General features: G+C 70.3%; 23 protein-coding genes. 18 read left to right on the top strand and 5 right to left on the bottom strand.

Annotated features, from left to right (window positions below; all coding sequences use genetic code 11):
* The first annotated feature begins 7 nt into the window (after positions 1-7).
* Genes ACLF3G_RS09900 through ACLF3G_RS09880 form a run of 5 tightly spaced genes read left to right on the top strand, consistent with a single transcriptional unit; the run spans position 8 to position 2894 of the window.
* Positions 8-523 carry an urease accessory protein UreE gene (locus ACLF3G_RS09900; RefSeq protein ID WP_430669190.1) on the top strand — a complete coding sequence of 172 codons (516 nt, stop codon included), beginning with the start codon at positions 8-10 and terminating at the stop codon, positions 521-523.
* Positions 480-1202: an urease accessory protein UreF gene (locus ACLF3G_RS09895; RefSeq protein ID WP_430669189.1), complete on the top strand. Its 723-nt coding sequence runs from the start codon at positions 480-482 to the stop codon at positions 1200-1202. Before ACLF3G_RS09900 ends, ACLF3G_RS09895 begins: the two co-directional genes overlap by 44 nt.
* Complete coding sequence (gene ureG, locus ACLF3G_RS09890; RefSeq protein WP_430669188.1) at positions 1199-1870, top strand: urease accessory protein UreG; 672 nt, start codon at positions 1199-1201, stop codon at positions 1868-1870. Before ACLF3G_RS09895 ends, ureG begins: the two co-directional genes overlap by 4 nt.
* The gene (locus tag ACLF3G_RS09885; protein WP_430669187.1) at positions 1870-2433 is read left to right on the top strand and encodes a HupE/UreJ family protein; all 564 of its coding nucleotides are present in this window, start codon (positions 1870-1872) and stop codon (positions 2431-2433) included. The genes ureG and ACLF3G_RS09885 overlap by 1 nt, the downstream gene beginning before the upstream one ends.
* A complete protein-coding gene (locus ACLF3G_RS09880) occupies positions 2430-2894 on the top strand; it encodes a bleomycin resistance protein (protein ID WP_430669186.1) in 465 nt (154 codons plus the stop codon). Before ACLF3G_RS09885 ends, ACLF3G_RS09880 begins: the two co-directional genes overlap by 4 nt.
* Here ACLF3G_RS09880 and ACLF3G_RS09875 read toward each other — a convergent pair.
* The 3 genes from ACLF3G_RS09875 to ACLF3G_RS09865 are packed head-to-tail and all read right to left on the bottom strand — an operon-like array spanning position 2840 to position 6778.
* Positions 2840-4015: an NAD(P)/FAD-dependent oxidoreductase gene (locus ACLF3G_RS09875; protein ID WP_430669185.1), complete on the bottom strand. Its 1176-nt coding sequence runs from the start codon at positions 4013-4015 to the stop codon at positions 2840-2842. The genes ACLF3G_RS09880 and ACLF3G_RS09875 overlap by 55 nt on opposite strands.
* Positions 4015-5658: an NAD(P)/FAD-dependent oxidoreductase gene (locus ACLF3G_RS09870; protein WP_430669184.1), complete on the bottom strand. Its 1644-nt coding sequence runs from the start codon at positions 5656-5658 to the stop codon at positions 4015-4017. Before ACLF3G_RS09870 ends, ACLF3G_RS09875 begins: the two co-directional genes overlap by 1 nt.
* A gap of 7 nt (positions 5659-5665) precedes the next feature.
* Positions 5666-6778 (bottom strand): S-(hydroxymethyl)glutathione dehydrogenase/class III alcohol dehydrogenase, encoded by a 1113-nt coding sequence (locus ACLF3G_RS09865; RefSeq protein ID WP_430669183.1) that lies wholly within the window; start codon positions 6776-6778, stop codon positions 5666-5668.
* A gap of 165 nt (positions 6779-6943) precedes the next feature.
* Between ACLF3G_RS09865 and ACLF3G_RS09860 the strand changes: the two genes are divergently transcribed.
* From ACLF3G_RS09860 to ACLF3G_RS09815, 10 genes are all read left to right on the top strand, one after another.
* Positions 6944-7816: a DUF4189 domain-containing protein gene (locus ACLF3G_RS09860; RefSeq protein ID WP_430669182.1), complete on the top strand. Its 873-nt coding sequence runs from the start codon at positions 6944-6946 to the stop codon at positions 7814-7816.
* 38 nt (positions 7817-7854) lie between these two features.
* On the top strand, positions 7855-8877 hold the full coding sequence (locus ACLF3G_RS09855) for a transporter substrate-binding domain-containing protein (RefSeq protein WP_430669181.1): 1023 nt from the start codon (positions 7855-7857) through the stop codon (positions 8875-8877).
* Between the two features lie 39 nt (positions 8878-8916).
* Positions 8917-9612: a GntR family transcriptional regulator gene (locus ACLF3G_RS09850; protein ID WP_430669180.1), complete on the top strand. Its 696-nt coding sequence runs from the start codon at positions 8917-8919 to the stop codon at positions 9610-9612.
* Between the two features lie 142 nt (positions 9613-9754).
* Positions 9755-11086, top strand: coding sequence for an allophanate hydrolase (gene atzF, locus ACLF3G_RS09845; protein ID WP_430669179.1), 1332 nt, complete (start codon positions 9755-9757; stop codon positions 11084-11086).
* The gene (locus ACLF3G_RS09840; protein WP_430669178.1) at positions 11083-11472 is read left to right on the top strand and encodes an allophanate hydrolase-related protein; all 390 of its coding nucleotides are present in this window, start codon (positions 11083-11085) and stop codon (positions 11470-11472) included. Before atzF ends, ACLF3G_RS09840 begins: the two co-directional genes overlap by 4 nt.
* Positions 11473-11483: 11 nt before the next feature.
* Positions 11484-12446 carry an ABC transporter substrate-binding protein gene (locus ACLF3G_RS09835; RefSeq protein WP_430669177.1) on the top strand — a complete coding sequence of 321 codons (963 nt, stop codon included), beginning with the start codon at positions 11484-11486 and terminating at the stop codon, positions 12444-12446.
* A gap of 24 nt (positions 12447-12470) precedes the next feature.
* A complete protein-coding gene (locus ACLF3G_RS09830; RefSeq protein WP_430669176.1) occupies positions 12471-13325 on the top strand; it encodes an ABC transporter permease in 855 nt (284 codons plus the stop codon).
* On the top strand, positions 13318-14091 hold the full coding sequence (locus ACLF3G_RS09825; protein WP_430669175.1) for an ABC transporter ATP-binding protein: 774 nt from the start codon (positions 13318-13320) through the stop codon (positions 14089-14091). Before ACLF3G_RS09830 ends, ACLF3G_RS09825 begins: the two co-directional genes overlap by 8 nt.
* Complete coding sequence (locus ACLF3G_RS09820; protein ID WP_430669174.1) at positions 14091-14966, top strand: polysaccharide deacetylase family protein; 876 nt, start codon at positions 14091-14093, stop codon at positions 14964-14966. Before ACLF3G_RS09825 ends, ACLF3G_RS09820 begins: the two co-directional genes overlap by 1 nt.
* Before the next feature lie 7 nt (positions 14967-14973).
* Positions 14974-15684, top strand: coding sequence for an aspartate/glutamate racemase family protein (locus ACLF3G_RS09815; protein ID WP_430669173.1), 711 nt, complete (start codon positions 14974-14976; stop codon positions 15682-15684).
* Here the strand turns inward: ACLF3G_RS09815 and ACLF3G_RS09810 are convergent.
* Positions 15681-16379, bottom strand: a complete 699-nt coding sequence (locus tag ACLF3G_RS09810) for a TVP38/TMEM64 family protein (protein ID WP_430669172.1) — start codon at positions 16377-16379, stop codon at positions 15681-15683. The two genes, ACLF3G_RS09815 and ACLF3G_RS09810, sit on opposite strands and share 4 nt — an antisense overlap.
* Entirely contained in the window at positions 16376-17467 is a 1092-nt protein-coding gene (locus ACLF3G_RS09805) for an FAD-dependent oxidoreductase (RefSeq protein WP_430669171.1), read from the bottom strand. Before ACLF3G_RS09805 ends, ACLF3G_RS09810 begins: the two co-directional genes overlap by 4 nt.
* Positions 17468-17578: 111 nt before the next feature.
* Here ACLF3G_RS09805 and ACLF3G_RS09800 point away from each other — a divergent pair, with 111 nt between their 5' ends.
* The 3 genes from ACLF3G_RS09800 to ACLF3G_RS09790 all read left to right on the top strand — a co-directional run bounded on the left by ACLF3G_RS09800 (position 17579) and on the right by ACLF3G_RS09790 (position 20036).
* The gene (locus ACLF3G_RS09800) at positions 17579-17962 is read left to right on the top strand and encodes a VOC family protein (protein WP_430669170.1); all 384 of its coding nucleotides are present in this window, start codon (positions 17579-17581) and stop codon (positions 17960-17962) included.
* Positions 17959-19107, top strand: coding sequence for an MFS transporter (locus ACLF3G_RS09795; protein ID WP_430669283.1), 1149 nt, complete (start codon positions 17959-17961; stop codon positions 19105-19107). Before ACLF3G_RS09800 ends, ACLF3G_RS09795 begins: the two co-directional genes overlap by 4 nt.
* A gap of 104 nt (positions 19108-19211) precedes the next feature.
* Positions 19212-20036 (top strand): transporter substrate-binding domain-containing protein, encoded by an 825-nt coding sequence (locus tag ACLF3G_RS09790; protein ID WP_430669169.1) that lies wholly within the window; start codon positions 19212-19214, stop codon positions 20034-20036.

Here is a 20036-nt window from a genome sequence, read left to right as displayed (position 1 = left end):
GCCACGCATGCCCAACACCACGCCGCCCCGCGCCATCGCCGTCCACGCCGCCGGCACCTGGCCGCAGCAGGAGATGCGGGACACCGTCACGGTCGATTTCGACGACCGCTTCCGCCGCCGCAAGATGTACCTGACGGAAGGCGGCGGATCCTTCCTGCTCGACCTGCCGGAGGCGCAGGTGATGCGGGATGGCGACGGGCTGGAACTCGAACATGGCGGCTTCATCCACCTGCGTGCGGCGGCGGAGGATCTGGTCGCCGTCTCCGCGCCGAGCCCGGCCCTGCTGCTGCGCCTCGCCTGGCACCTCGGCAACCGCCACCTGCCGACGGAACTCGCCGGCGAACGCATCCTGATCCGGCACGACCACGTGATCATCCGGATGCTGGAGGGGCTTGGCGCGACGCTGGAGAAGGTGCGGGCGCCGTTCAACCCGGAGGGTGGCGCCTATGGCGAACACAACCGCCTGCCGGACCATCCGCATGGCCATCATCACCACGGCGACGATGACTACCACCACCACTGACCTCGCCGCATTGGCGCGGCTTCTGGCTTGGCTGTCGCCGGCCTATCCGACCGGCGCTTTCAGCTACAGCCATGGGCTGGAGATGGCGGTGGAGGTGGGCGCGGTGACGGACCGCGCCAGCCTCGTCGCCTATGCCGAGGCGGCCCTGGCGCATGGTGCCGGCGCTGTCGATGGTGGACTGCTCGCGCTGTCCTGGCGCGCGGCCGCAGCGGGTGACGAGGCCGCGCTGGATGACCTCGCGGACCTTGCCGCCGCCATGCGCGGCACCGCCGAGTTGGCGCTGGAGGCGACGCAGCCGGGCCATGCCTTCGCGCTCGCCACCAACGCCGCCTGGCCGCATCCGGCATTCGCCGCCTTCACCGCGCGGCATCCCGGCCGCCTGACCCATGCCGTCGCATTCGGCGCCGCTGCCGGCTGCCACGGCATCCCGCAGCGCGAGGCCTGCTTCGCCTGGCTCACCGCCTTCGCCGCCAATCTGGTCTCCGCCGGGGTCCGGCTGGTGCCGCTCGGGCAGACGGATGGGCAGGTCGCGACCGCGGCGCTGCTGCCCGCCATCGTCGCCGCGACGGACGCCGCGCTGGCTGTCCGTGATCCGGAGGATATCGGCAGCGCCGCGCCGGTCATCGACCTGTTCTCGCTGCGCCACGAGACCCAGTACACAAGGCTCTTCCGCTCATGAATGCTTCAGAAGGCCGGCCGCTTCAGGCCTCCGCGCGCAAAGAGCCCTCCGGCCATCGGACGGCGAACGGCCCCTTTCGCATCGGCATCGGCGGCCCCGTCGGTTCGGGGAAGACGGCGCTGGTCGACCGCCTTTGCAAGGCGATGCGCGACAGCCACGACGTCGCTGCCATTACCAACGACATCTACACCAAGGAGGATGCCGAGTTCCTGACCCGCAGCGGCGCCCTTTCCGCCGATCGCATCATGGGCGTCGAGACCGGCGGGTGTCCGCACACCGCAATCCGGGAAGATGCCTCGATCAATCTCGCCGCCGTGGCGGAAATGTCCGGCCGGTTTCCATCGCTGGAAATCCTGTTCATCGAATCGGGCGGCGACAATCTGGCCGCCACCTTCAGCCCGGAACTGGCCGACCTGACGATCTACGTCATCGACGTCTCGGCCGGCGACAAGATCCCGCGCAAGGGCGGGCCCGGCATCACGCGCTCCGACCTGCTTGTCATCAACAAGACCGATCTGGCACCACTGGTCGGTGCCGATCTTTCGGTCATGGACCGCGATGCCCGCAAAATGCGCGGCGCGCGGCCCTTCCTGTTCACGAACCTCAAGGAGAACAAGGGCGTGTCGGATATCGCAGCATTCATCCTCAAATCCGGCGGAATCGCCTGATGCGCCGTGTCCTGACCCTCGCGGCGCTGCTGGCGGCGCCCGTCCCCGCGCTGGCTCACACCGGCGCGGACCATCTTCATGGCTTCGCCGCGGGTTTCCTGCATCCGGTCGGGGGTCTTGACCACGTGCTGGCGATGGTCGCGGTCGGCCTCTGGGCCGGGCTGCTCGGCGGGCGCGCCATCTGGGCGCTGCCGGCCGGCTTCCTGGGTGCCATGGCGGTCGGCTTCGGCGTCGCCACCACCGGCCTCGGCCTGCCGATGGTTGAGGCCGGCATCCTTGCCTCCGTCATCGTGCTCGCTGCGCTGGTGGCGTCTTCCGCGCGGCTGTCGCTGGCCGTTGCGGTGCCCCTGGTCGCGCTGTTCGGGCTGCTGCATGGCCATGCGCATGGCACCGAACTGGCCGGGCATGGGGCGGTCGGCTATGCGGCCGGCTTCCTGGCCGCCAGCGCCGCCCTGCATGGACTAGGCATGCTGGCCGCATGGCAGGTAACCAACCGGCTCGTCCTGCGCGTGGCCGGCGGTGCCATCGCGGCGCTGATGCTGGTCGTCGCCGGCCTCGGGTGAACGACTTTCGCCGCGCCGTCCTGGTGCCGGAACTGCTGGTCGCCGAATTGGCGGCCAGCCTGCGGTTCTGGTGTTGTCTCTGTGGCTTCCGCGTCGCCTATGACCGGCCGGAGGATCGCTTCGCCTATCTCGACCGTGATGGCGCGCAGGTGATGCTGGAGGAGGCGGCTGGGCCGGGTCGCCGCTGGGTCACCGACGCGCTTGAACGGCCCTTTGGTCGCGGCGTGAACCTGCAGATCGGGGTGGCCGACGCCGGTCCAATCCTGACCGCACTGCGCAAAGCAAAATGGCCGCTTTACCTTGAGCCGGAGGAGAAGTGGTACCGCGTGGTGGAAGGTGCTGCCGGGGTGCGGCAGTTCCTGGTGCAGGATCCCGATGGATACCTTCTGCGCTTCTCCCAGCCGCTTCAGGCCGCCTCACCGGCGGCCCAGCCGCTCGACCAGGCCCATTGGAAATTGTAGCCGCCGAGCCAGCCCGTGACATCCACGGCCTCACCGATCACGAACAGCCCTGGAACATCCTTGGCGGCCAGGGTCTGCGACGAAAGGCCTGACGTATCGACGCCGCCCAGCGTGACCTCCGCCTTGGCGTAGCCCTCGGTCCCCGTGGGCTCCAGCCGCCAGGCCTTGAGCAGCGCGCCGAGCGCCTTCAGCGGCCCGTCTCCTACCTCGCCGATGACCCGTGGCGGCAGGTGCAGGGCGGCCATGGCCTGCGCCAGGCGGCCCGGCAGGAACTCGGACAGCACCGTCTTCGGCTCCGCCTTTGGCCGCGCGCGCTTGCCCGCCAGCAGCAGCGCCGCGGCGTCACGGTCTGGCAGCAGGTCCAGCGTCAGCGCCTCCCCGCCGCGCCAGTAGGAGGAGGCCTGCAGGATGGCCGGGCCGGACAGGCCACGATGGGTGAACAGCAGCGCTTCCCGGAACGTCGTGCGGCCGACCTTCGCGATGCTGTCCAGCGCGACGCCGGACAATGGCTGCATCAGGTCCAGCGCTGGTCCCACGAAGGTCAGCGGCACCAGTCCCGGCGCAGGCGCCACCAGCTTCAAGCCGAAGCGCCGCGCCACGTCATGCGCGAAGCCCGTCGCGCCCATCTTAGGGATGGACAGGCCACCGGTGGCCAGCACCAGCGATTCGGCGGTGAAGCGGCCCCGGTCGGTCGTCACCGCAAAGTGCTCTGCGCGGGAAACCTCCGTCACCCGCTGCGACAGGCGCAGATCGACGCCCGCCGCCGCACATTCCGCCAGCAGCATCGCAACGATGGCACGCGCCGATCCGTCGCAGAACAATTGCCCTAGCGTCTTCTCATGGAAGGCGATGCCGTGCTTCCGCACCAGCGCGACGAAATCCTGCTGCGTGTAGCGCGCGAGGGCGGAGCGGGCGAAGTGCGGGTTGCCCGAGAGGAACCGCTCCGGCACGCAGCCGGTGTTCGTGAAGTTGCAGCGCCCGCCGCCGCTGATCAGGATCTTCTTCCCGGCCGCCTCGGCATGGTCCAGCAGCAGCACCCGGCGTCCCCGCTGGCCCGCGCGCATCGCGCAGAACAGCCCGGCCGCCCCGGCGCCGAGCACCACCACGTCGAAATGCGTCATCAAGCGGCTTCTGCCAGCCCGGCCATGTCGCGCCCCACAGCCTCCGCCACGCGGATGCCGTCGACGCCGGCGGAGAAGATGCCGCCGGCATAGCCCGCGCCTTCTCCCGCCGGGTACAGGCCGAGCGTGTTGACACTGCGCAGCGATGCATCCCGCTTGATGCGGATGGGCGAGGAGGTGCGTGTTTCCACCCCCGTCATCACTGCCTCCGACATGTCGAAGCCTGCGATTTGTCGGCCGAAGGCGGGCAGCGCTTCCCGCATCGCGGCAACGGCGAAGTCGGGCAGGCAGGCGGCGAGGTCGGTGGGGGTGACGCCGGGCTTGTAGCTGGGCACCACGGCACCGAGCGACGTGGAAGCCCGCCCCGCAAGGAAATCACCCAAGAGCTGTGCAGGTGCTCGGTAGTCGCCGCCGCCCGCCACGAAGGCGCGTTCCTCCCAATGCCGCTGGAACGCGATTCCCGCCAGCGGGCCACCTGGGAAGTCCACCTCCGGCGTGATGCCTACGACGATGCCGGCATTGGCGTTGCGTTCGGCCCGCGAATACTGGCTCATCCCATTGGTCACCAGGCGCCCCGGTTCGCTCGCCGCGGCGACCACGGTGCCGCCGGGACACATGCAGAAGGAATAGACGCTGCGACCATTTTTGCAGTGGTGCACCAGCTTATAGTCTGCGGCGCCCAGGATGGGGTTGCCGGCGAAGGCGCCGAAGCGGGCACGGTCGATGATCGACTGTGGATGCTCGATGCGCACGCCGATCGAGAAGGGCTTCGCTTCCACGAACACGCCGGCCGCGTGCAAGCTCGCAAAAGTGTCGCGGGCGGAGTGACCGATGGCGAGCACCACGTGCTGCGTCTCAATCGTCTGGCCCGCTTCCGTCACCACGCCGCGCATTCGGCGCTGGCCGTCCCGCCCGGCTTCCACCAGGAAATCCACCACCTTGGTGCCGAAGCGGTATTCGCCGCCCAGCGCCTCGATCTTCGCGCGCAGGCTTTCCACCATCGTCACCAGGCGAAATGTGCCGATGTGCGGCTTGGCGACGTAGAGGATTTCCTCCGGCGCGCCGGCGTCCACAAATTCAGTCAGTACCTTGCGGCCGAGGTGCTGCGGGTCCTTGATGCCGGACCACAGCTTGCCGTCGGAGAAGGTGCCGGCACCGCCCTCACCGAACTGCACGTTGCTTTCGGGGACAAGCTGGTTGCGGCGCCACAGGCCCCAGGTGTCCTTGGTGCGTTCCCGCACCACCTTGCCGCGGTCCAGGATGATCGGCCGGAAGCCCATCTCCGCCAGGATCAGCGCGGCAAAGATGCCGCAGGGGCCGGTGCCGATGACCACCGGGCGGGCCGGCAGCCGGGCAAGGGCGTGCGCCACCGGCCGGTAGCCGGTATCCGGCGTCCGGCCGAGCGTGCGGGACAGCACCTTGTCGCCCGCCGCCCGCCGCAGCAGCGCGGCCTCGTCATCGACCGCGAAGTCGACCGAATACACCAGCAGGATCGCCGACCGACGGCGCGCATCCCAGGCGCGGCGGGCGATGGAGAACTCGCGCACCTCCGCTGGCCGCAGCCCCAGCGTCGCGCACAGCGCGAGTTGCACCGCCCCCTCGGCATGGTCCAGCGGCAGCTTCAGTTCGGTCAGGCGCAGCATCAGACCCTCAGTACACCACCACCGACCGGATCGACTCGCCGCGCTCCATCAGTTCGAAGCCGTGGTTGATCTGGTCCAGGGGCATCACATGGGTGATCAGGCTGTCGATGTCGATCTTCCCCTGCATGTACCAGTCGACGATCTTCGGCACGTCGGTCCGGCCGCGGGCGCCACCGAAGGCGGTGCCGCGCCAGGACCGGCCGGTGACCAGCTGGAACGGCCGGGTGCTGATCTCCTGCCCTGCGCCGGCGACGCCGATGATGATCGACTCGCCCCAGCCGCGATGCGTGCATTCCAGCGCCTGGCGCATGACCTTCACGTTGCCAATGCACTCGAAGCTGAAATCGGCGCCGCCGCCGGTCAGGTCGACGATGGCCTGCACCACCTTGTCGTGGCCGACCTCGTTCGGGTTGATGAAGTCGGTCATGCCGAACTTCCGGGCCATTTCTTCCCGCCCATTGTTCAGGTCGATGCCGATGATCCGGTCGGCACCGACCATGCGCGCGCCCTGGATCACGTTCAGCCCGATGCCGCCCAGCCCGAACACGGCGACATTGGCGCCCGGCCAGACCTTGGCGGTGTTGATGACGGCGCCGATGCCGGTGGTCACGCCGCAGCCGATGTAGCAGATCTTTTCGAACGGCGCGTCCTCCCGCACCTTCGCCACCGCGATCTCCGGCAGCACCGTGTAGTTGGCGAAGGTGGAGCAGCCCATGTAGTGCATCACCGGCGATCCCTCGCAGGAGAAGCGGGAGGACCCATCCGGCATGACCCCCTTGCCCTGGGTGCCGCGGATTGCCGTGCACAGGTTGCTGCGTTGTGAAAGGCAGGTTTTGCACTGCCGGCATTCCGGCGTGTAGAGCGGGATCACGTGGTCGCCTGGCTTCACGCTGGTGACGCCGGCGCCAACCTCGCGGACGATCCCAGCGCCTTCATGGCCCAGAATGGCCGGGAACAGCCCCTCCGGATCGGCGCCGGACAGCGTGTAGAGATCGGTGTGGCACAGGCCGGTGGCCTTCACCTCCACCAGCACTTCGCCCGCCCGCGGGCCGCCAATCTCCACTTCCGTCACCGAAAGGGGCTTCCCGGCCGCCCAGGCCACCGCTGCGCGCGTTTTCATGCAACCTGCTCCGTCTGCATCGCCCGCCTGCCTACAGCATCCGCGGCTGCAGTTCGAGGCAGGCTCAGCGAAGCCACCTCGCTTGTTGCAGCGAATCCCAATTTTCGGGACTTGCGCAACAAGTAACGAAAGGCGAAACCTTGGCGTAAGTCGGGGGTAGTGGCGATGCGATTGGCCGTGCTGGCACTGTCTGTCCTGCTTGGGTCCGTCGCACCCGTGGTGCTGATGCCTGCATGGGCCCAGACCGGCAACCCGACGAACGACCAGCTTCTCGCGCGGGACGGGGCGGGGCAACGGGACGCCTTCCGCAGCCTGCTGCGCACCAACGGCCTTGCGTGTTCGGAGGTTTCCAATCTCTATGCCGCCGGTCTGGACCGCGGCCGCACGGCTTATTGGGACATCCAGTGCCGCGATGGCGGGCCCTGGCGGGTCGCGCTGCCAGCGGAGCGCTGGTCCACGCCGCGCCTCCTGAACTGCGGCCTGGCGAGCGGCCCGGGCGCCGGCGCGTGCTTCACGCCGGTCGGCAGCGCCGCGCCGCCTCGGGCGGTGATGGCCAGCCGCCCGGCTTCAATCCCGCAATCCTGCCAGAGGGCCTGCAACAGCCAGCCACGCGCCCTGGTGCAGGCCTGCCAGCAAAGCTGCGCCCAGGGTGGCGTGCTGCCGGCCGCTGCACCGGCTGTCGGCGCCACAGCCTCCGCGCTGCGCGGCCGCTTTGGCTTCATCTATACGGCGGAACCACCCTCCACGGCCTATGGCTTCACCAGCGGGCAATCAGACCGGCTCGCCGCCAGCATGACGGCCATCCGCGCCTGTGAGGCCATCGTGGGCCGCAACCAGTGCCGCATTTCCCTGGAATTTCCCAACGCCTGCGGTGCCCTGGTCCAGGCGGTCAGCGAGACCCCGGCCCAGCTGCGCCGCACGGCCACCGGCGCTGGCCAGACTCGCGAGCAGGCCGAGGCCCAGGCCTTGCAGGTCTGCCGCATTGCGGAACGGCCTGGCTCCGGCATCGTGTGCCGCGTCGCCGCCTCCGGCTGCTGAACCTGATGCCGCGCCCTTTGCCCGATCGGAACACCACCATGCGCCGCTGCTTCCTCGGCTTCCTGATGATGCTGGGCCTTGTCGGCACCGCGCCGGCCCAGACCCTTGACGCTGTCCGGCAGCGCGGCGAGTTGCGCTGTGGTGTGTTCGGGCAGTTGCCCGGATTTTCCGCACCCGACCTGCAGGGCCGGATGCGCGGGCTGGACGCGGATTTCTGCCGCGCGGTGGCTGCGGCTGTGCTGGGCGATGCGGAACAGGTGGGCTTCGTGCCCGCGGCGTCCCTCGAAGCCGGGCTGGCGCAGGTCGAGGCCGGCACCGTCGACCTGCTGTCCAGCAACATGACCATCACGGCCATGCGGGACGCCGGCCGCAACCTGACGCCGATCGGGGTCCTTCTCTACGACGGGCAGGCGGTGATGGTGCGGACGGACGCCAATGTCGCCTCCTTCGCCCAGCTCAACGGCAAGCGCATCTGCGTCGCCGCGCCGGAAGTCGATGGCAGCCTCGGCATCCTCCGCAACGCGGCGACGCGGGCCGGCATCACCGTGCAGCCGGTGGTGACCCGCCAAAGTGGTGCGTCGCTGCTCGATGACTTCAAGGACGGGCGCTGCGACGCGGTGACGGCCGATGCCGCCGCCCTCGCCACCCTGCGCGTGACGGACCTGCCCGACCCGGCAGGCGCGGTGCTGCTGCCCGAACGCTTGAGCCGCGAGCCGCTGACGCCCTTCGTGCGCGGAGGCGACGAGCGCTGGCGCCAGATCGTGACCTGGACGCTGCACGCCCTGGTGGCGGCGGAGGAGCTGGAGGTGTCCAGCACCACGCTCGACGCCGCGCTGCGGTCCGACAATGCCGAGGTCCGCTTCCTGATCGGCCTCGATCGCGGCCTGGGCGCCCGGCTCGGGCTGAAGGATACCTGGGCGGCCGAGGCGATCCGCCAGGTCGGCAACTACGGCGAGATCTTCGAGCGCAACCTGGGCGAAGGCTCGCCGATCGGCCTGGAGCGCGGCCTGTCCGACCTGTGGCGCCGCGGGGGCCTGATGTATCCCTATCCCTTCCGCTGAGACTGGACGGCGGCGGCCCCGGCGCGGCACAACCGCGCCATGCCCCGCCGGCCCGTCAGCCCCTACCCGCGTCCCGTACGCCCGACCCATGGCGAGGCGATTGCCGCACGGCTCGCGGAGGATATCGTCGCCGGCCTGATGAAGCCGGGCACGCCGCTCGATGAAATGGCCCTGGCGAAATCCTTCGGCACCAGCCGGACCCCGGTGCGCGAAGCCTTGCGACAATTGGCGCCGACCGGCCTGGTGCAGGTCGCCCCCCGCCGGGGCGCCGTGGTCGCACTGCCGGACAGCCGGCAACTCGGCGAGATGTTCCTGGTGATGGCGGAGTTGGAGGCGATGGCCGCGGCGCTGTCTGCCCTTGCAATGACGCCCGACCAGCGGCGCGGCCTTGAACGCCAGCACCAGGCCATGGCAGCGATGGTGCGCATGGCGGATGTCGGCGCCTATCGCGCGGCCAACGTGGCCTTCCATCACATGCTCTACCTCGGCGCACACAACGGCTATCTGCTCGAAATCGCCACCGCAACGCGCCGCAGGATGGCGCCTTTCCGTGCGGCTCAGTTGGAGGCACCGGACCGTTTGCGGCGATCACATGAGGAGCATGGTGCGATCCTTGTCGCCATCCAGCGCGGCGACGCCGACGCGGCGGCCGCGCGGTTGCGCGCGCATATAGGACTGACCGAGCAGACCTGGACCTCGATGGCCGCGGCGCTGCACCAATCCGGCGCTGCCTGATTCACAGGCATATCTGGCGCTTAAGGTGCGTCGTGCATACACGGGCGACTGGCTGCGCCCTTAAGGGGCTGATCTGAAACGGCCGCGGTTGCGGCACGGGTCTTGCTAAAGGCAAGGTCATGTTTGCAACCCACACGGCGTGATGGCGCCCCCGCTTCCCCCCGGCATCGCCGCACTTCACGCGGCCTATGCCCGAGGCCTGACGCCCATGGCCATGGCCGCAGGATTGGAGGCCCGCCACGACTCGGTGGCCGATCCCGGCATCTACCTGTATCGCCCCACGCCCGGAGCGTTGTCGGCCAGCGCCGCCGGCCTGCCTGCCTTCGACCTGCACCGCTACCCGCTCTGGGGCGTGCCGATCGCGGTGAAGGACAATATCGACGTCGCGGGCATGCCCACCTCCGCCGCCTGTCCCGCCTATTCCTACTGGCCCACGAACAGCGCGCCGGCGGTGGCGCGGCTGCTCGCTGCCGGGGCACTCATCACCGGCAAGACCAACCTCGACCAGTTCGCGACCGGCCTGGTCGGCGTACGGACCCCGCATCCTGTGCCGCGGAACGCCTGCGCGCCGGACCACGTGCCGGGCGGGTCGTCATCCGGCTCAGCCGTCGCGGTGGCGCAGGGGCTGGCGCTGCTGGCGCTGGGCACGGACACCGCGGGATCGGGGCGCGTGCCGGCCGGGCTCAACGGCTTGGTGGGGCTGAAGCCCTCGGTCGGTGCCGTCCCGTCCCGCGGCGTGGTGCCGGCCTGCCCGAGCCTCGACTGCATCTCGGTCTTCGCCCGCAGCGTCGACGATGCCTGGGCCGGCTACGTAGTGATGGCCGGGGAGGATCCGCTCGACCCCTGGTCGCGTCCCATCGAACTGGGCAGCCCTGGCGCGCCGTTCGTCCGGCTCGGCATCCCGCGCGCCGCCGACCTGCACCTGGACGATGCCGATCAGCGCGCCGCCTGGGACGCCGCCATCGCGCGGGCCGGGCGGGTCGCCACGCTGGAGGAGATCGATCTCACGCCGTTCCTCGAGATCGCGCGCCTGCTGTACGAAGGTGCCTTTGTCGCGGAACGTGACGCCGCCTTCGGCCACCTGGTCCCGCGCTCGGCCATGCACCCGGTGACGCAGCGCATCCTCGCCGGCGCCGCCCGCTTCACCGCCACGGATGCATTCACCGGCCTGCACCGCCTGGCCGCGCTGCGGCTTGCGACGCGCCCAGCCTGGTCGCGCATGGAGGCGCTGATGGTGCCCACCGCGCCGAACTTCCCGACGCTGGCGGAACTGGAGGCGGACCCGGTCGGCCCCAATGCCCGCCTCGGCACCTACACCAACTGCGTCAACCTGCTGGACCTCGCGGCGCTTGCCATCCCTGCGCCCCGGCGGCCCGATGGCCTGCCCTTCGGCGTCACGTTGATCGGCCCGCGTGGGAGCGACGCAGGCCTGGCCGCCACCGGCAACCACCTGCTGAAGGCCTTCGCCGCATGATCGAGATCTGCGTCGTCGGCGCGCATCTGTCCGGCATGGTGCTGAACCCGGAGCTGCTGCGCGAAGGTGCCGAGTTCCGCCGCGCCGTGCAGACCGCGCCGCTGTATCGCCTCTTCGCTCTCGCCGGCGGCCCACCCCGTCGCCCTGGCCTGCTGCGCGTGCCTGCGGGCCAGGCCATCGCGACCGAGGTCTGGGCGATGCCCGTGGACGGCTTCGGCCGCTTCGTCGCCGGCATTCCGGCCCCACTCTGCATCGGCACGCTGCGCCTGGCCGATGGCACCATGCCGAAGGGCTTCCTCGTGGAGCCCGAGGGCCTGCACGGCGCCGAGGACATTTCCGCATTCGGAGGCTGGCGCGCCTTCATCGCCAGCCTCGTCACCGCATAGGAGACCCGATCATGCTCAACCGCCGCCAGATCCTGACCGCCGCCGCCGCGACGATCACCGCACCCTTGGCAGCCCCGCACATCGCCAACGCGCAGGCCGCGCGCACGGTGAAGATGGGCTCGCTGCGCCTGATCCATTCGATGACGCCGCATTTCTACCAACGCTTCGCGCCGGCGGGCCTGACCATCGAGATCATCACCTTCGACAGCCCGACGGACGGCAAGAACGCCGTCGTCACCGGCTCCGTCGCCTGCGGCGGCTTCGGCATCGCCGCCGCGACGCTGGGCGCCGCCGCGGGCGAGCCCGTCGTCGTCGTCGGCGCCTTCTGCAACAAGGGCATGGGCGTGATCTCGAAGGCTGGCGGCCCGCTGCGCAGCATTGCGGACCTGCGCGGCAAGCGCATCGGCATCTGGCCCGGCTCGACGCAGGAAGTGTTCATCCTGGAACGCCTGCGGGAGACCGGCATGTCCGTCCGTGACATCACGCCCGTGCGCGTGCCGTTCGGCGAGATGCACGCCATGCTCTCGCGCGGCGACATCGACGCCTATGTAGGTGCGGAGCCCGGCCCGGGCCTGTCCATCTCCTCCGGCGTCGGCCAGCTTGTCGAATATCCGTACGGCACCGCGATGGGCGGACTGAACATGATCTTCGGCACCAGCGAGGACCTCATCAAGTCCGACCCGGCGCTGGTGCGCACCATGCTCGGCATCCACCGCCGCGCCAGCGAGCACATGAAGGCGAACCCGGCCGAAGTGGCGGAGGCCACCGTCCGCATCCTCGGCGCGCCGCGCGCCGCGGTGGAGCAGGCGCTGGGTGCCGGCAACGTAGAATACATCTGGAAGCTGGACGAGACCGTGCTGACGCAGTCGCGCACCTACGCGCAGCAGATGCTGGAGTTGCGCCAGATCCGCCGCTTGCCCAATTTCGATACCTTCCTGAACCCCAGCTTCTCCAACGCCGTCGCCTCCGCGTAACACCGGGGCGGGGAGGGCAGCGCCATGTCGGATGTCACAATCGCTCCCCCGGGCGCGGCTCCGGCCACCGCGCCGGCACTTTCGGCGCCAAGGCTGTGGCGCCGGGTGAAGCCGGTGCTGCTCTCCCTCATCGTGCCGCTGCTGCTGCTGCTGGGCTGGCACCTGGCGGTGGCAAACGGCATGACGCGGCTGATCCCCTCGCCGGCCGAAGTCGCCGAATACATGGTGGACTTCGCCATCGGCGGGATCTGGGACGATGCCTTCTCCGCCACCCTGCATATTCATCTGCTGGCCTCCGCCAGCCGCGTCTATGGCGGCTTCCTGCTGGCCGCGGGGGTCGCCATCCCGCTCGGCCTGTTGATCGGGCGCAACGCCTTCGTACGTCAGTTGCTCGATCCGTTCCTGCAACTTATGCGGCCGATCCCGGTCACTGCCTGGCTGCCGCTGTCGATGATCCTGTTCGGGCTCGGCGCGCGGTCCGCCTTCTTCCTGGTGTTCCTCGGCGCCTTCTATCCGATCCTGCTGAACACCATCTTCGGCGTGAAGAATGTCGAGCCCCGCCTGTTCGAGGCCGCCTCCATGCTCGGCTGCCGCGGCAACGCGCAGTTCTTCCGCGTCGTGCTGCCGGCGGCGCTGCCTTCCATCTTCACCGGACTCCGCCTGGGCCTGGGACTTGCCTGGTTCGTCATCGTGGTCGGCGAGATGACGGGCGTGCCGCAGGGGCTCGGCGCCGTCATCATGGATGGCCGCACCCTGTCGCGCACCGAGCTCGTGATCTGCGGCATGATCGTCATCGGCATCGCCGGCTTCATCTCCGACCGCATCGTGGTCATGCTGATGAACCGCCTCCTGCGCTGGAGCCCCTCGCACCATGGCTGAGATTCCGATCCTCGAGATCAAGGGCGTGGGCAAGACCTACATCCTGAACGACACGCGCATCGAGGCGCTGCGCGACGCCAATCTCTCCGTCCGCAAGGGCGAGTTCGTCTGCCTGATCGGCGCCTCCGGCTGCGGCAAATCTACGCTGCTGCGAATCGTTGCGGGCTTCGAACAGCCGACGACGGGCCAGGCGCTGATGTGGGGCAAGCCGATCCCTGGCCCGGCACCGGATCGGGGCATGGTGTTCCAGGATTACGGCCTGTTCCCTTGGCTGACGGTCCGGGAAAACATCGGCTTCGGCCCCGCCAGCCGCGGCCGGCCGAAGGCGGAGGTGCGCGATACGGTCGAACGTTTCATCTCCCTCATCGGACTGGCCCGCTTCGCCGATGCCCATCCGCACCAGCTTTCTGGCGGCATGAAGCAGCGCGTCGCCATCGCCCGCGTGTTGGCTAACGACGCCGAGGTGGTGTTGATGGACGAGCCCTTCGGCGCGCTGGACGCGATGACGCGGGAGCGCCTGCAGGATGAGTTGCTGGAGTTGTGGCAGCGTACCGGACTGACCGTGCTGTTCGTGACCCATTCGATCGAGGAAGCGATCTTCCTGTCCGACCGCGTCGTGGTCATGGAACCCGGGCCTGGCCGCATCGCCAGCGCGGAGCATGTGGCGCTGGCGCGGCCGCGCGATGTATCCTCGCCGGAGTTCAACGAGGTGCGCCGCGAGCTTGGCGCCCGCCTGCATTCGCACCACGCCAAGAAGGCCGCCTGATGCGCCCCGAGCAACGCCTGCGCTACAGCACGCCCGCCGACCGACCGCCCAGTGCGCTGCCGAACGGCGCCAAGGTTGTCGTCTGGCCGGTGGTGAATGTCGAGAACTGGCTGATCGACAACCCGATGCCGCGCCAGGTCCTGGTCGCGCCCACGGGCGTGCCGCTGCTGCCGGACGTCGCCAACTGGGGCTGGCACGAATACGGCATGCGGGTCGGCTTCTGGCGTTTCCTGGAGGCGTTCGAGAAGCGCGGCATCCGGCCGACGCTCTCCGTCAACGGCTCCGTCTGCACCGCCTATCCGCGCGTGGCGCAGGCGGCGCATGAGGCGGGCTGGGATTTCATGGGGCACAACCACGTCCAGGTGCCGACCCACAAGGTGCCGGACCAGCGCCTGATGATCCGCCAGACCATCGAGGCGATCCAGGACTGCACTGGCGCCCCGCCGCTCGGCTGGCTGGCACCCGGCCTGACGGAAACACTGGAAACCCCGGACCTGCTGGCCGAGGCCGGGCTGCGCTACTGCGCCGACTGGCTGGTGGACGACCTGCCCTGCCGGCTTTCCACCGCCAGCGGCCCGATCTTCACCATGCCCTACAGCGTCGAGCTCAACGACATCCCTGTGGTGATGATCCAGCATCACGACGAGCAGGAACTGCCGCGCCGCGCCCGGCTGCATGCCGCGCGACTTCTGGCGGAAGCCGGCACGACGCCGCGCATCATGTGTGTCGCAATCCACCCCTACATCACCGGCGTGCCGCATCGCATCGCCGCGCTGGAGACGCTCCTGGACGACCTGGCGGCCATGCCCGGCATCGCCTTCATGCAGGCGCGGGAGATCCTGGACTGGTACGAGGCGAGCGGCGATCCAACCTGAGTTCCGCATGAACCTCCTGCTGATCAACGCCAACACCAGCGCCGATATCACCGCGAGGCTGGTCGGCATCGCCCGCGCCATCGCGCCGCAGGGCGTCACGATAACTGGCGCCACCGGCCGCTTCGGCGCCCGCTACATCGCCAGCCGCGCCAGCTCCGCCATCGCCGCCCATGCGGCCATCGATGCCTATGCCGAGCACGGGGCCGGGGCGGATGCCGTGCTGATCGGCTGCTTCGGTGATCCTGGGCTGGATGCCCTGCGCGAATTGGCGCCGGTGCCGGTGCTCGGCCTGGCCGATGCCTCCGCCGCCGCGGCGCGAGGCCGCCGCTTTGGCGTCGTGACCGGTGGTGCCGCCTGGAAGCCGATGCTGGAGGAGTTCTTCGCCGCGCGCGGCTACGGCACGCAGCTCGCAGGCGTCCGTACCGTGGCCCCTACGGGGGGCGAGATCGCGCGTGACCCTGACGCAGCCCTCGCGCTGCTCGCGGAGACCTGCCGCGACTGCGTGGAGCAGGACGGGGCGGAGGTGGTGATCCTGGGCGGCGCCGGCCTCGCCGGGCTGGCCGCGAGGCTGGACCTGCCGCTGCCCGTGCTGTGTTCGGTGGAGGAAGGCGTGCGGGCCGCCCTCGCGGCGCTAGGGCAGGTCGGCGCGGGGCTGATCCCGCATGGGCCGGTCGAGACCATCGGCCTTTCGCCGGAACTCCAGGCCCGCCTCGGCTAATCGCGCACGAAGCGGCGCTTCAGCGGAATTGCCAGCAGGGACAGCGCCGCCAACCCGAACAAAGCGCCCAGGATCTGCGGCGTCAGCACCTGGCCGATCTCAAACTGCCCGCCCGCATCCAGCACCCCGCCGAGCCCGGCCCCGGCCAGGCTGAACACCGCCGTGGCCGGGATGATCCCGATCAGGGTGGTCACGGCGAAGACGCCCAGCCGAACGCCGCAGAAGGCCGGCACCAGGTTCACCAGGAAGAACGGCACCGGCACCAGCCGCAGCACCAGAAGATAGGCCACCGCATCCAGCCGGATGCCCTCCGCGATGCGCTGTGCCCGCGGCCCCAGCCGGTCCAGCGCATCGGCGCCGAAGATGCGGCGGGCCAGCAGGAAGACTACTACGGCCCCTATGGTCGCGGCCACCACGGTCAGCGCGGTGCCGGCCAGTGCGCCGAACAGGAAGCCCCCGGTGATTGTCAGCCACACCGCGCCCGGGACCGAGACCGCCACCGCCGCCGCATAGACGAGCACGAACAGGCCGCCCGCCAGCAGGCGGTTCTCCGCAACTAGGGTCGCGAGCGTGGCGCGATACCGGGCGAGCGTCTCGAGCGACAGGATCTCGCCGATGCCAGCCGCCCGCAGGCCCACCACCAGCCCGACCACCACCAGCGCGAACCACAGGCGCCGGTCCCGCAGCCACCTCATGCCGCGGCGCCCTGGTAGCGCGCCATGAAGCGCCGATCGATCGTGTCCTTCAGCCACCAGACCCAGCGGCCGCGGACCGTGAACCCGTTTCGGGTTCCGATCGCCTTCCCATCCCCCAGTGACAGCAGCCGAAGGTAGTCCCCCTGCGGTCGGAAGAGTGCCGGCGCGCGCCCCTCCGCCACCGCGCGCAGGTTGCCAGCCAGGACGGGTCCTTGCCGCACCGCGAAGACCCCGGCCTTGGGCAGGCCCTGCCCGAAGGAGGCGACGTCGCCCGCCGCGAAGATGTCAGGGTGCCCAGCCGCCCGCAGGCAGTCATCGACGCGCAGGAACCCGCGCGCGTCGCGGTGCAAGCCCGTCTCGGTCAGCCAGGGCGCGGCCGCCGCACCTGCGGCCCAGATCACCGGATCCGCCGCCAGGCTCCCGGCTTCCGCGAAGTGCACCTGGCCTTGGGAGATGCGCACGGCGTCCTGCCCTTCCCGCAGCGCCACGCCGCGCTGCGCCAGCGCCCGCGCCACCAGCCGCCGCATCCGCGCCGGAAACCCCGGCAGCAGCCCCGACCTTCCCGCCACCAGCGTCACCGCCGCCCGCAGCCGCAGCGCGAGCGCCAGCGCGATCTCGGTTCCGGCCGCACCGGCGCCGACCACGGCGATGGGCTGGCCGGGACGCGCGCCGGCAATGATATCCGCCATCCGTGGCAGCAGCGCGTCGATGGGCTTCAGCGGCAGGGCATGTTCGGCCGCGCCGGGAACCCGGCTGGTGTCCGGGGTGGCGCCCGTGTCGATCGACAGCAGGTCCCAGGGCAGGTCATTGCCATCCGCCCGCCGCACCCGCCGTGCCACGGGATCAACTCCCGTCGCGCGATCGACCAGCAAGGCCACGCCGCAGCGCGCCGCCAGCGCCGGCAGGTCGATCAGCGCCTGTTCCGGACGGTAGAGTCCGGCCAGCACCCCGGGCAGCATGCCGGAATAGGGCGACATCACCTCCCGCGTCAGCAGGGTTACCTGCCAGCCGGGCAGGGGGGCGGCACCAAGCTGCCGCAGCACCTCGACATGCGCATGTCCGCCCCCCAGCAACAGCAGATGCCGCATGTGTCCCGCCAAACCCTGTGAAGCGAGGAGGTGGTGCCCGCGCCGCCCGCATCAACGCCGCGACGAACCGCCCCTCTTGGAGTCCGAGGCGATAATGCGCCACAAATGCGCATGAGCACCTACACCTTCGACCACATCCACCTCCGCAGCCCCGCCCCCGAGGCGACCGCGGCCTTCTATGTCTCGGCCTTCGGGGCCGAGATCCGGCAGCGGGTCACCCCCGGCGGCCGCCTGCGGGTCATCCTCGACCTGGCCGGCGTCCCGCTGTTCGTGGAGGAGGTTCCGGCGGACACCGCCGCCCCGCCCGCGCCGCCCTTCCTCGGCATCGAACATGTCGGCCTCGGCGTCGGCGACCTCGACGCCGCCCTCGCCGACCTCGCCGCCAAGGGGGTCCCCTTGATCTCCGGCCCCACCGAGGCGCGCCCCGGCGTCCGCATCGCCTTCCTGCAGGCGCCGGACGGCGTGCGCGTGGAGCTGATCGAGCGTCGCGGCTGACCACCGATTGGCGGGCCGTCATCGCCATCCTGGCGGGCGGCATCCTCGCGGCGGCACAGATCGGCAAGGTACCGGCGGCGATGACCACCATCGGCGCCGAATTCGGCCTCGGACTGTCCGGCGCCGCGCTGCTGGTTTCGCTGTTCGCGCTGATGGCCGCCTTTGGCGGCCTCGCGATAGGCCTCGGCGCGGCCCGAATCGGCCCTCGGCGGGCGCTGCTGGCGGGACTGGCGCTGGGTTCCGTGGCTGCGCTGGCCAGCGCCGTGGCTCCCACGGCACCCTTGCTGCTGGCCGCCCGCGTGGCCGAAGGCGCGGGCTTCCTGCTGATGACCGTGGCGGCGCCAGGCCTGATGGCCGCGGCCGCCGCGCCCGACGACCGCGCCTTCGCCATGGGACTCTGGGGCGCCTACATGCCGGCCGGCATCGCGCTCGGCCTGCTCAGCGCGCCGCTGGTCGAGGCCTCGGGCTGGCGTGCCGCCTGGGGGGTGCTGGCCCTGCTGCTCGGCGTCGCCACGCTGGCCTGCTGCCGCCTGATGCCATCTGCCGCCGTTTCGGCGTCGCCGCCAAGGATGCCGGTGGCGCGGCAGCTGCGGGCGCTGGCCGAGGCGGGACGGCCGCTGCGCATCGCCGCAACCTTCGCTGCCTACAACACGATGTATTTCGGCATTGCGGCCTTCCTGCCGGCGCGGCTGGAGTCGCTCGGCGCCGGTACCGGTGCGGCCGGCGCCGCGGCGGCCCTGGCGGCCATCGCCAATGCCGCGGGAAACCTTGCCGCCGGCCTACTGATGCGCCGTGCCGTGGCGCCCGGGCGGCTGGTCCTGGTCGGCGCCCTCGGCATGGCGCTGCTGGCGGCCTGCGTCTACCTGGTCCCCCAGCCGGCGGCTGTGCTGGTGCTGGCCGTGCTGGCCTGCGGCATCGGCGGCCTGCTTCCGGCCGCCTGCTTCGCGCTGCTGCCGCGCGCCGTGCCGGACCCGGCGCTGGTGGCGCCCGCGGTTGGGCTGGTGATCCAGGGCAACAACCTGGTGCAGCTCCTGGCGCCGCCACTGATCGGCGCGCTGGCCGCGCAGGCCTGGTCACTCGCGGCGCTACCGCTGATGGCCGCCGGGCTCCTGGCCACGCTTGCTGGACGTGGCCTGTCCCGGTGACCCTTGCCGGCGCGTACCACCACGGCCAAGCTGAGCACACGCGACCCGTAACGAGGCCGCAGCCACAGGGACCTCACGCCAGCCTGCCAGATCAAGGGAGCGCCATGATGACCAGCCGCCTCGACCGCCGCCATCTTCTCACCCTCGCAGCGGCCGCGCTGCCGCTGCTTGGCACCGCCGCCTCCGCGCGGCCGCTGGACCAGGTGCTGTCTACCAAGCGCCTGCGCGCCGGCATCAACCCGACCCTGCCGCCGATGGGCCTGTTCAACGAGCGCAACCAGATTGACGGCTTCGACGCCGACATCGCGCGGGAGATCGCGCGCCGCATGAATGTTGAACTCGAGATCGTGCAGGTCGGCTCCCCCGACCGCATCCCGTTCCTGCAGTCGGACCGCATCGACATCGTGCTGGGCTCCATCACCCGCACCGTGGAACGCGCCCTGGTCATCGACTACACCGTGCCGCTGCACACGCAATCCATGGTGGTGCTGACCAAGGCGAGCGGCACCGCGGTGCCCATCAACACGCCGGCGGACCTGAACAACCGCGCGGTGCGCCTGGTTCAGGTGCGCGGCACGGTGGGCGTGCCCTGGATCGCGGCCAATGCGGCGCAGGCGCAGGTCACGCTGCTGGACAACTACCCGGACTGCTTCCGTGCGCTGGCGCAGGGGCGCGCCGACGCGATGGTGGATGTCGCCGAGTCCGTCGTCATTCCGATGCGCAACTTCCCCGTGCAGTGGAAGATCCTGGACGAGGTGCTGGCGAGCTTCTGGGTCGGCATCGGTGTTCAGAAGGGCAACACCAGTCTGAAGGACGTGCTGAACGTCATCCTGTTCGAGATGCACCGCAGCGGCTTCGTCAACACGACCTGGCAGAAGTATTTCGGCGTGCCGATGACCACGCCGATCCCGTTCAACCCGATGTTCTAG

It is taken from the genome of Falsiroseomonas sp. HC035, assembly GCF_050563525.1.
GTDB lineage: Bacteria > Pseudomonadota > Alphaproteobacteria > Acetobacterales > Acetobacteraceae > Falsiroseomonas.
This window is presented reverse-complemented; position numbering and strand designations above follow the sequence as displayed.

Coding starts and splice junctions, on each gene's coding strand:
- ACLF3G_RS09875 (WP_430669185.1), bottom strand. CDS start 4,015: ATGACGCATTTCGACGTGGTGGTGCTCGGCGCCGGGGCGGCCGGGCTG.
- ACLF3G_RS09865 (WP_430669183.1), bottom strand. CDS start 6,778: ATGAAAACGCGCGCAGCGGTGGCCTGGGCGGCCGGGAAGCCCCTTTCG.
- ACLF3G_RS09895 (WP_430669189.1), top strand. CDS start 480: ATGGCCATCATCACCACGGCGACGATGACTACCACCACCACTGACCTC.
- ureG (WP_430669188.1), top strand. CDS start 1,199: ATGAATGCTTCAGAAGGCCGGCCGCTTCAGGCCTCCGCGCGCAAAGAG.
- ACLF3G_RS09885 (WP_430669187.1), top strand. CDS start 1,870: ATGCGCCGTGTCCTGACCCTCGCGGCGCTGCTGGCGGCGCCCGTCCCC.
- ACLF3G_RS09870 (WP_430669184.1), bottom strand. CDS start 5,658: ATGCTGCGCCTGACCGAACTGAAGCTGCCGCTGGACCATGCCGAGGGG.
- ACLF3G_RS09815 (WP_430669173.1), top strand. CDS start 14,974: ATGAACCTCCTGCTGATCAACGCCAACACCAGCGCCGATATCACCGCG.
- ACLF3G_RS09835 (WP_430669177.1), top strand. CDS start 11,484: ATGCTCAACCGCCGCCAGATCCTGACCGCCGCCGCCGCGACGATCACC.
- ACLF3G_RS09805 (WP_430669171.1), bottom strand. CDS start 17,467: ATGCGGCATCTGCTGTTGCTGGGGGGCGGACATGCGCATGTCGAGGTG.
- ACLF3G_RS09900 (WP_430669190.1), top strand. CDS start 8: ATGCCCAACACCACGCCGCCCCGCGCCATCGCCGTCCACGCCGCCGGC.
- ACLF3G_RS09855 (WP_430669181.1), top strand. CDS start 7,855: ATGCGCCGCTGCTTCCTCGGCTTCCTGATGATGCTGGGCCTTGTCGGC.
- ACLF3G_RS09830 (WP_430669176.1), top strand. CDS start 12,471: ATGTCGGATGTCACAATCGCTCCCCCGGGCGCGGCTCCGGCCACCGCG.
- ACLF3G_RS09800 (WP_430669170.1), top strand. CDS start 17,579: ATGAGCACCTACACCTTCGACCACATCCACCTCCGCAGCCCCGCCCCC.
- ACLF3G_RS09850 (WP_430669180.1), top strand. CDS start 8,917: ATGCCCCGCCGGCCCGTCAGCCCCTACCCGCGTCCCGTACGCCCGACC.
- ACLF3G_RS09840 (WP_430669178.1), top strand. CDS start 11,083: ATGATCGAGATCTGCGTCGTCGGCGCGCATCTGTCCGGCATGGTGCTG.
- atzF (WP_430669179.1), top strand. CDS start 9,755: ATGGCGCCCCCGCTTCCCCCCGGCATCGCCGCACTTCACGCGGCCTAT.
- ACLF3G_RS09860 (WP_430669182.1), top strand. CDS start 6,944: ATGCGATTGGCCGTGCTGGCACTGTCTGTCCTGCTTGGGTCCGTCGCA.
- ACLF3G_RS09825 (WP_430669175.1), top strand. CDS start 13,318: ATGGCTGAGATTCCGATCCTCGAGATCAAGGGCGTGGGCAAGACCTAC.
- ACLF3G_RS09810 (WP_430669172.1), bottom strand. CDS start 16,379: ATGAGGTGGCTGCGGGACCGGCGCCTGTGGTTCGCGCTGGTGGTGGTC.
- ACLF3G_RS09820 (WP_430669174.1), top strand. CDS start 14,091: ATGCGCCCCGAGCAACGCCTGCGCTACAGCACGCCCGCCGACCGACCG.
- ACLF3G_RS09790 (WP_430669169.1), top strand. CDS start 19,212: ATGATGACCAGCCGCCTCGACCGCCGCCATCTTCTCACCCTCGCAGCG.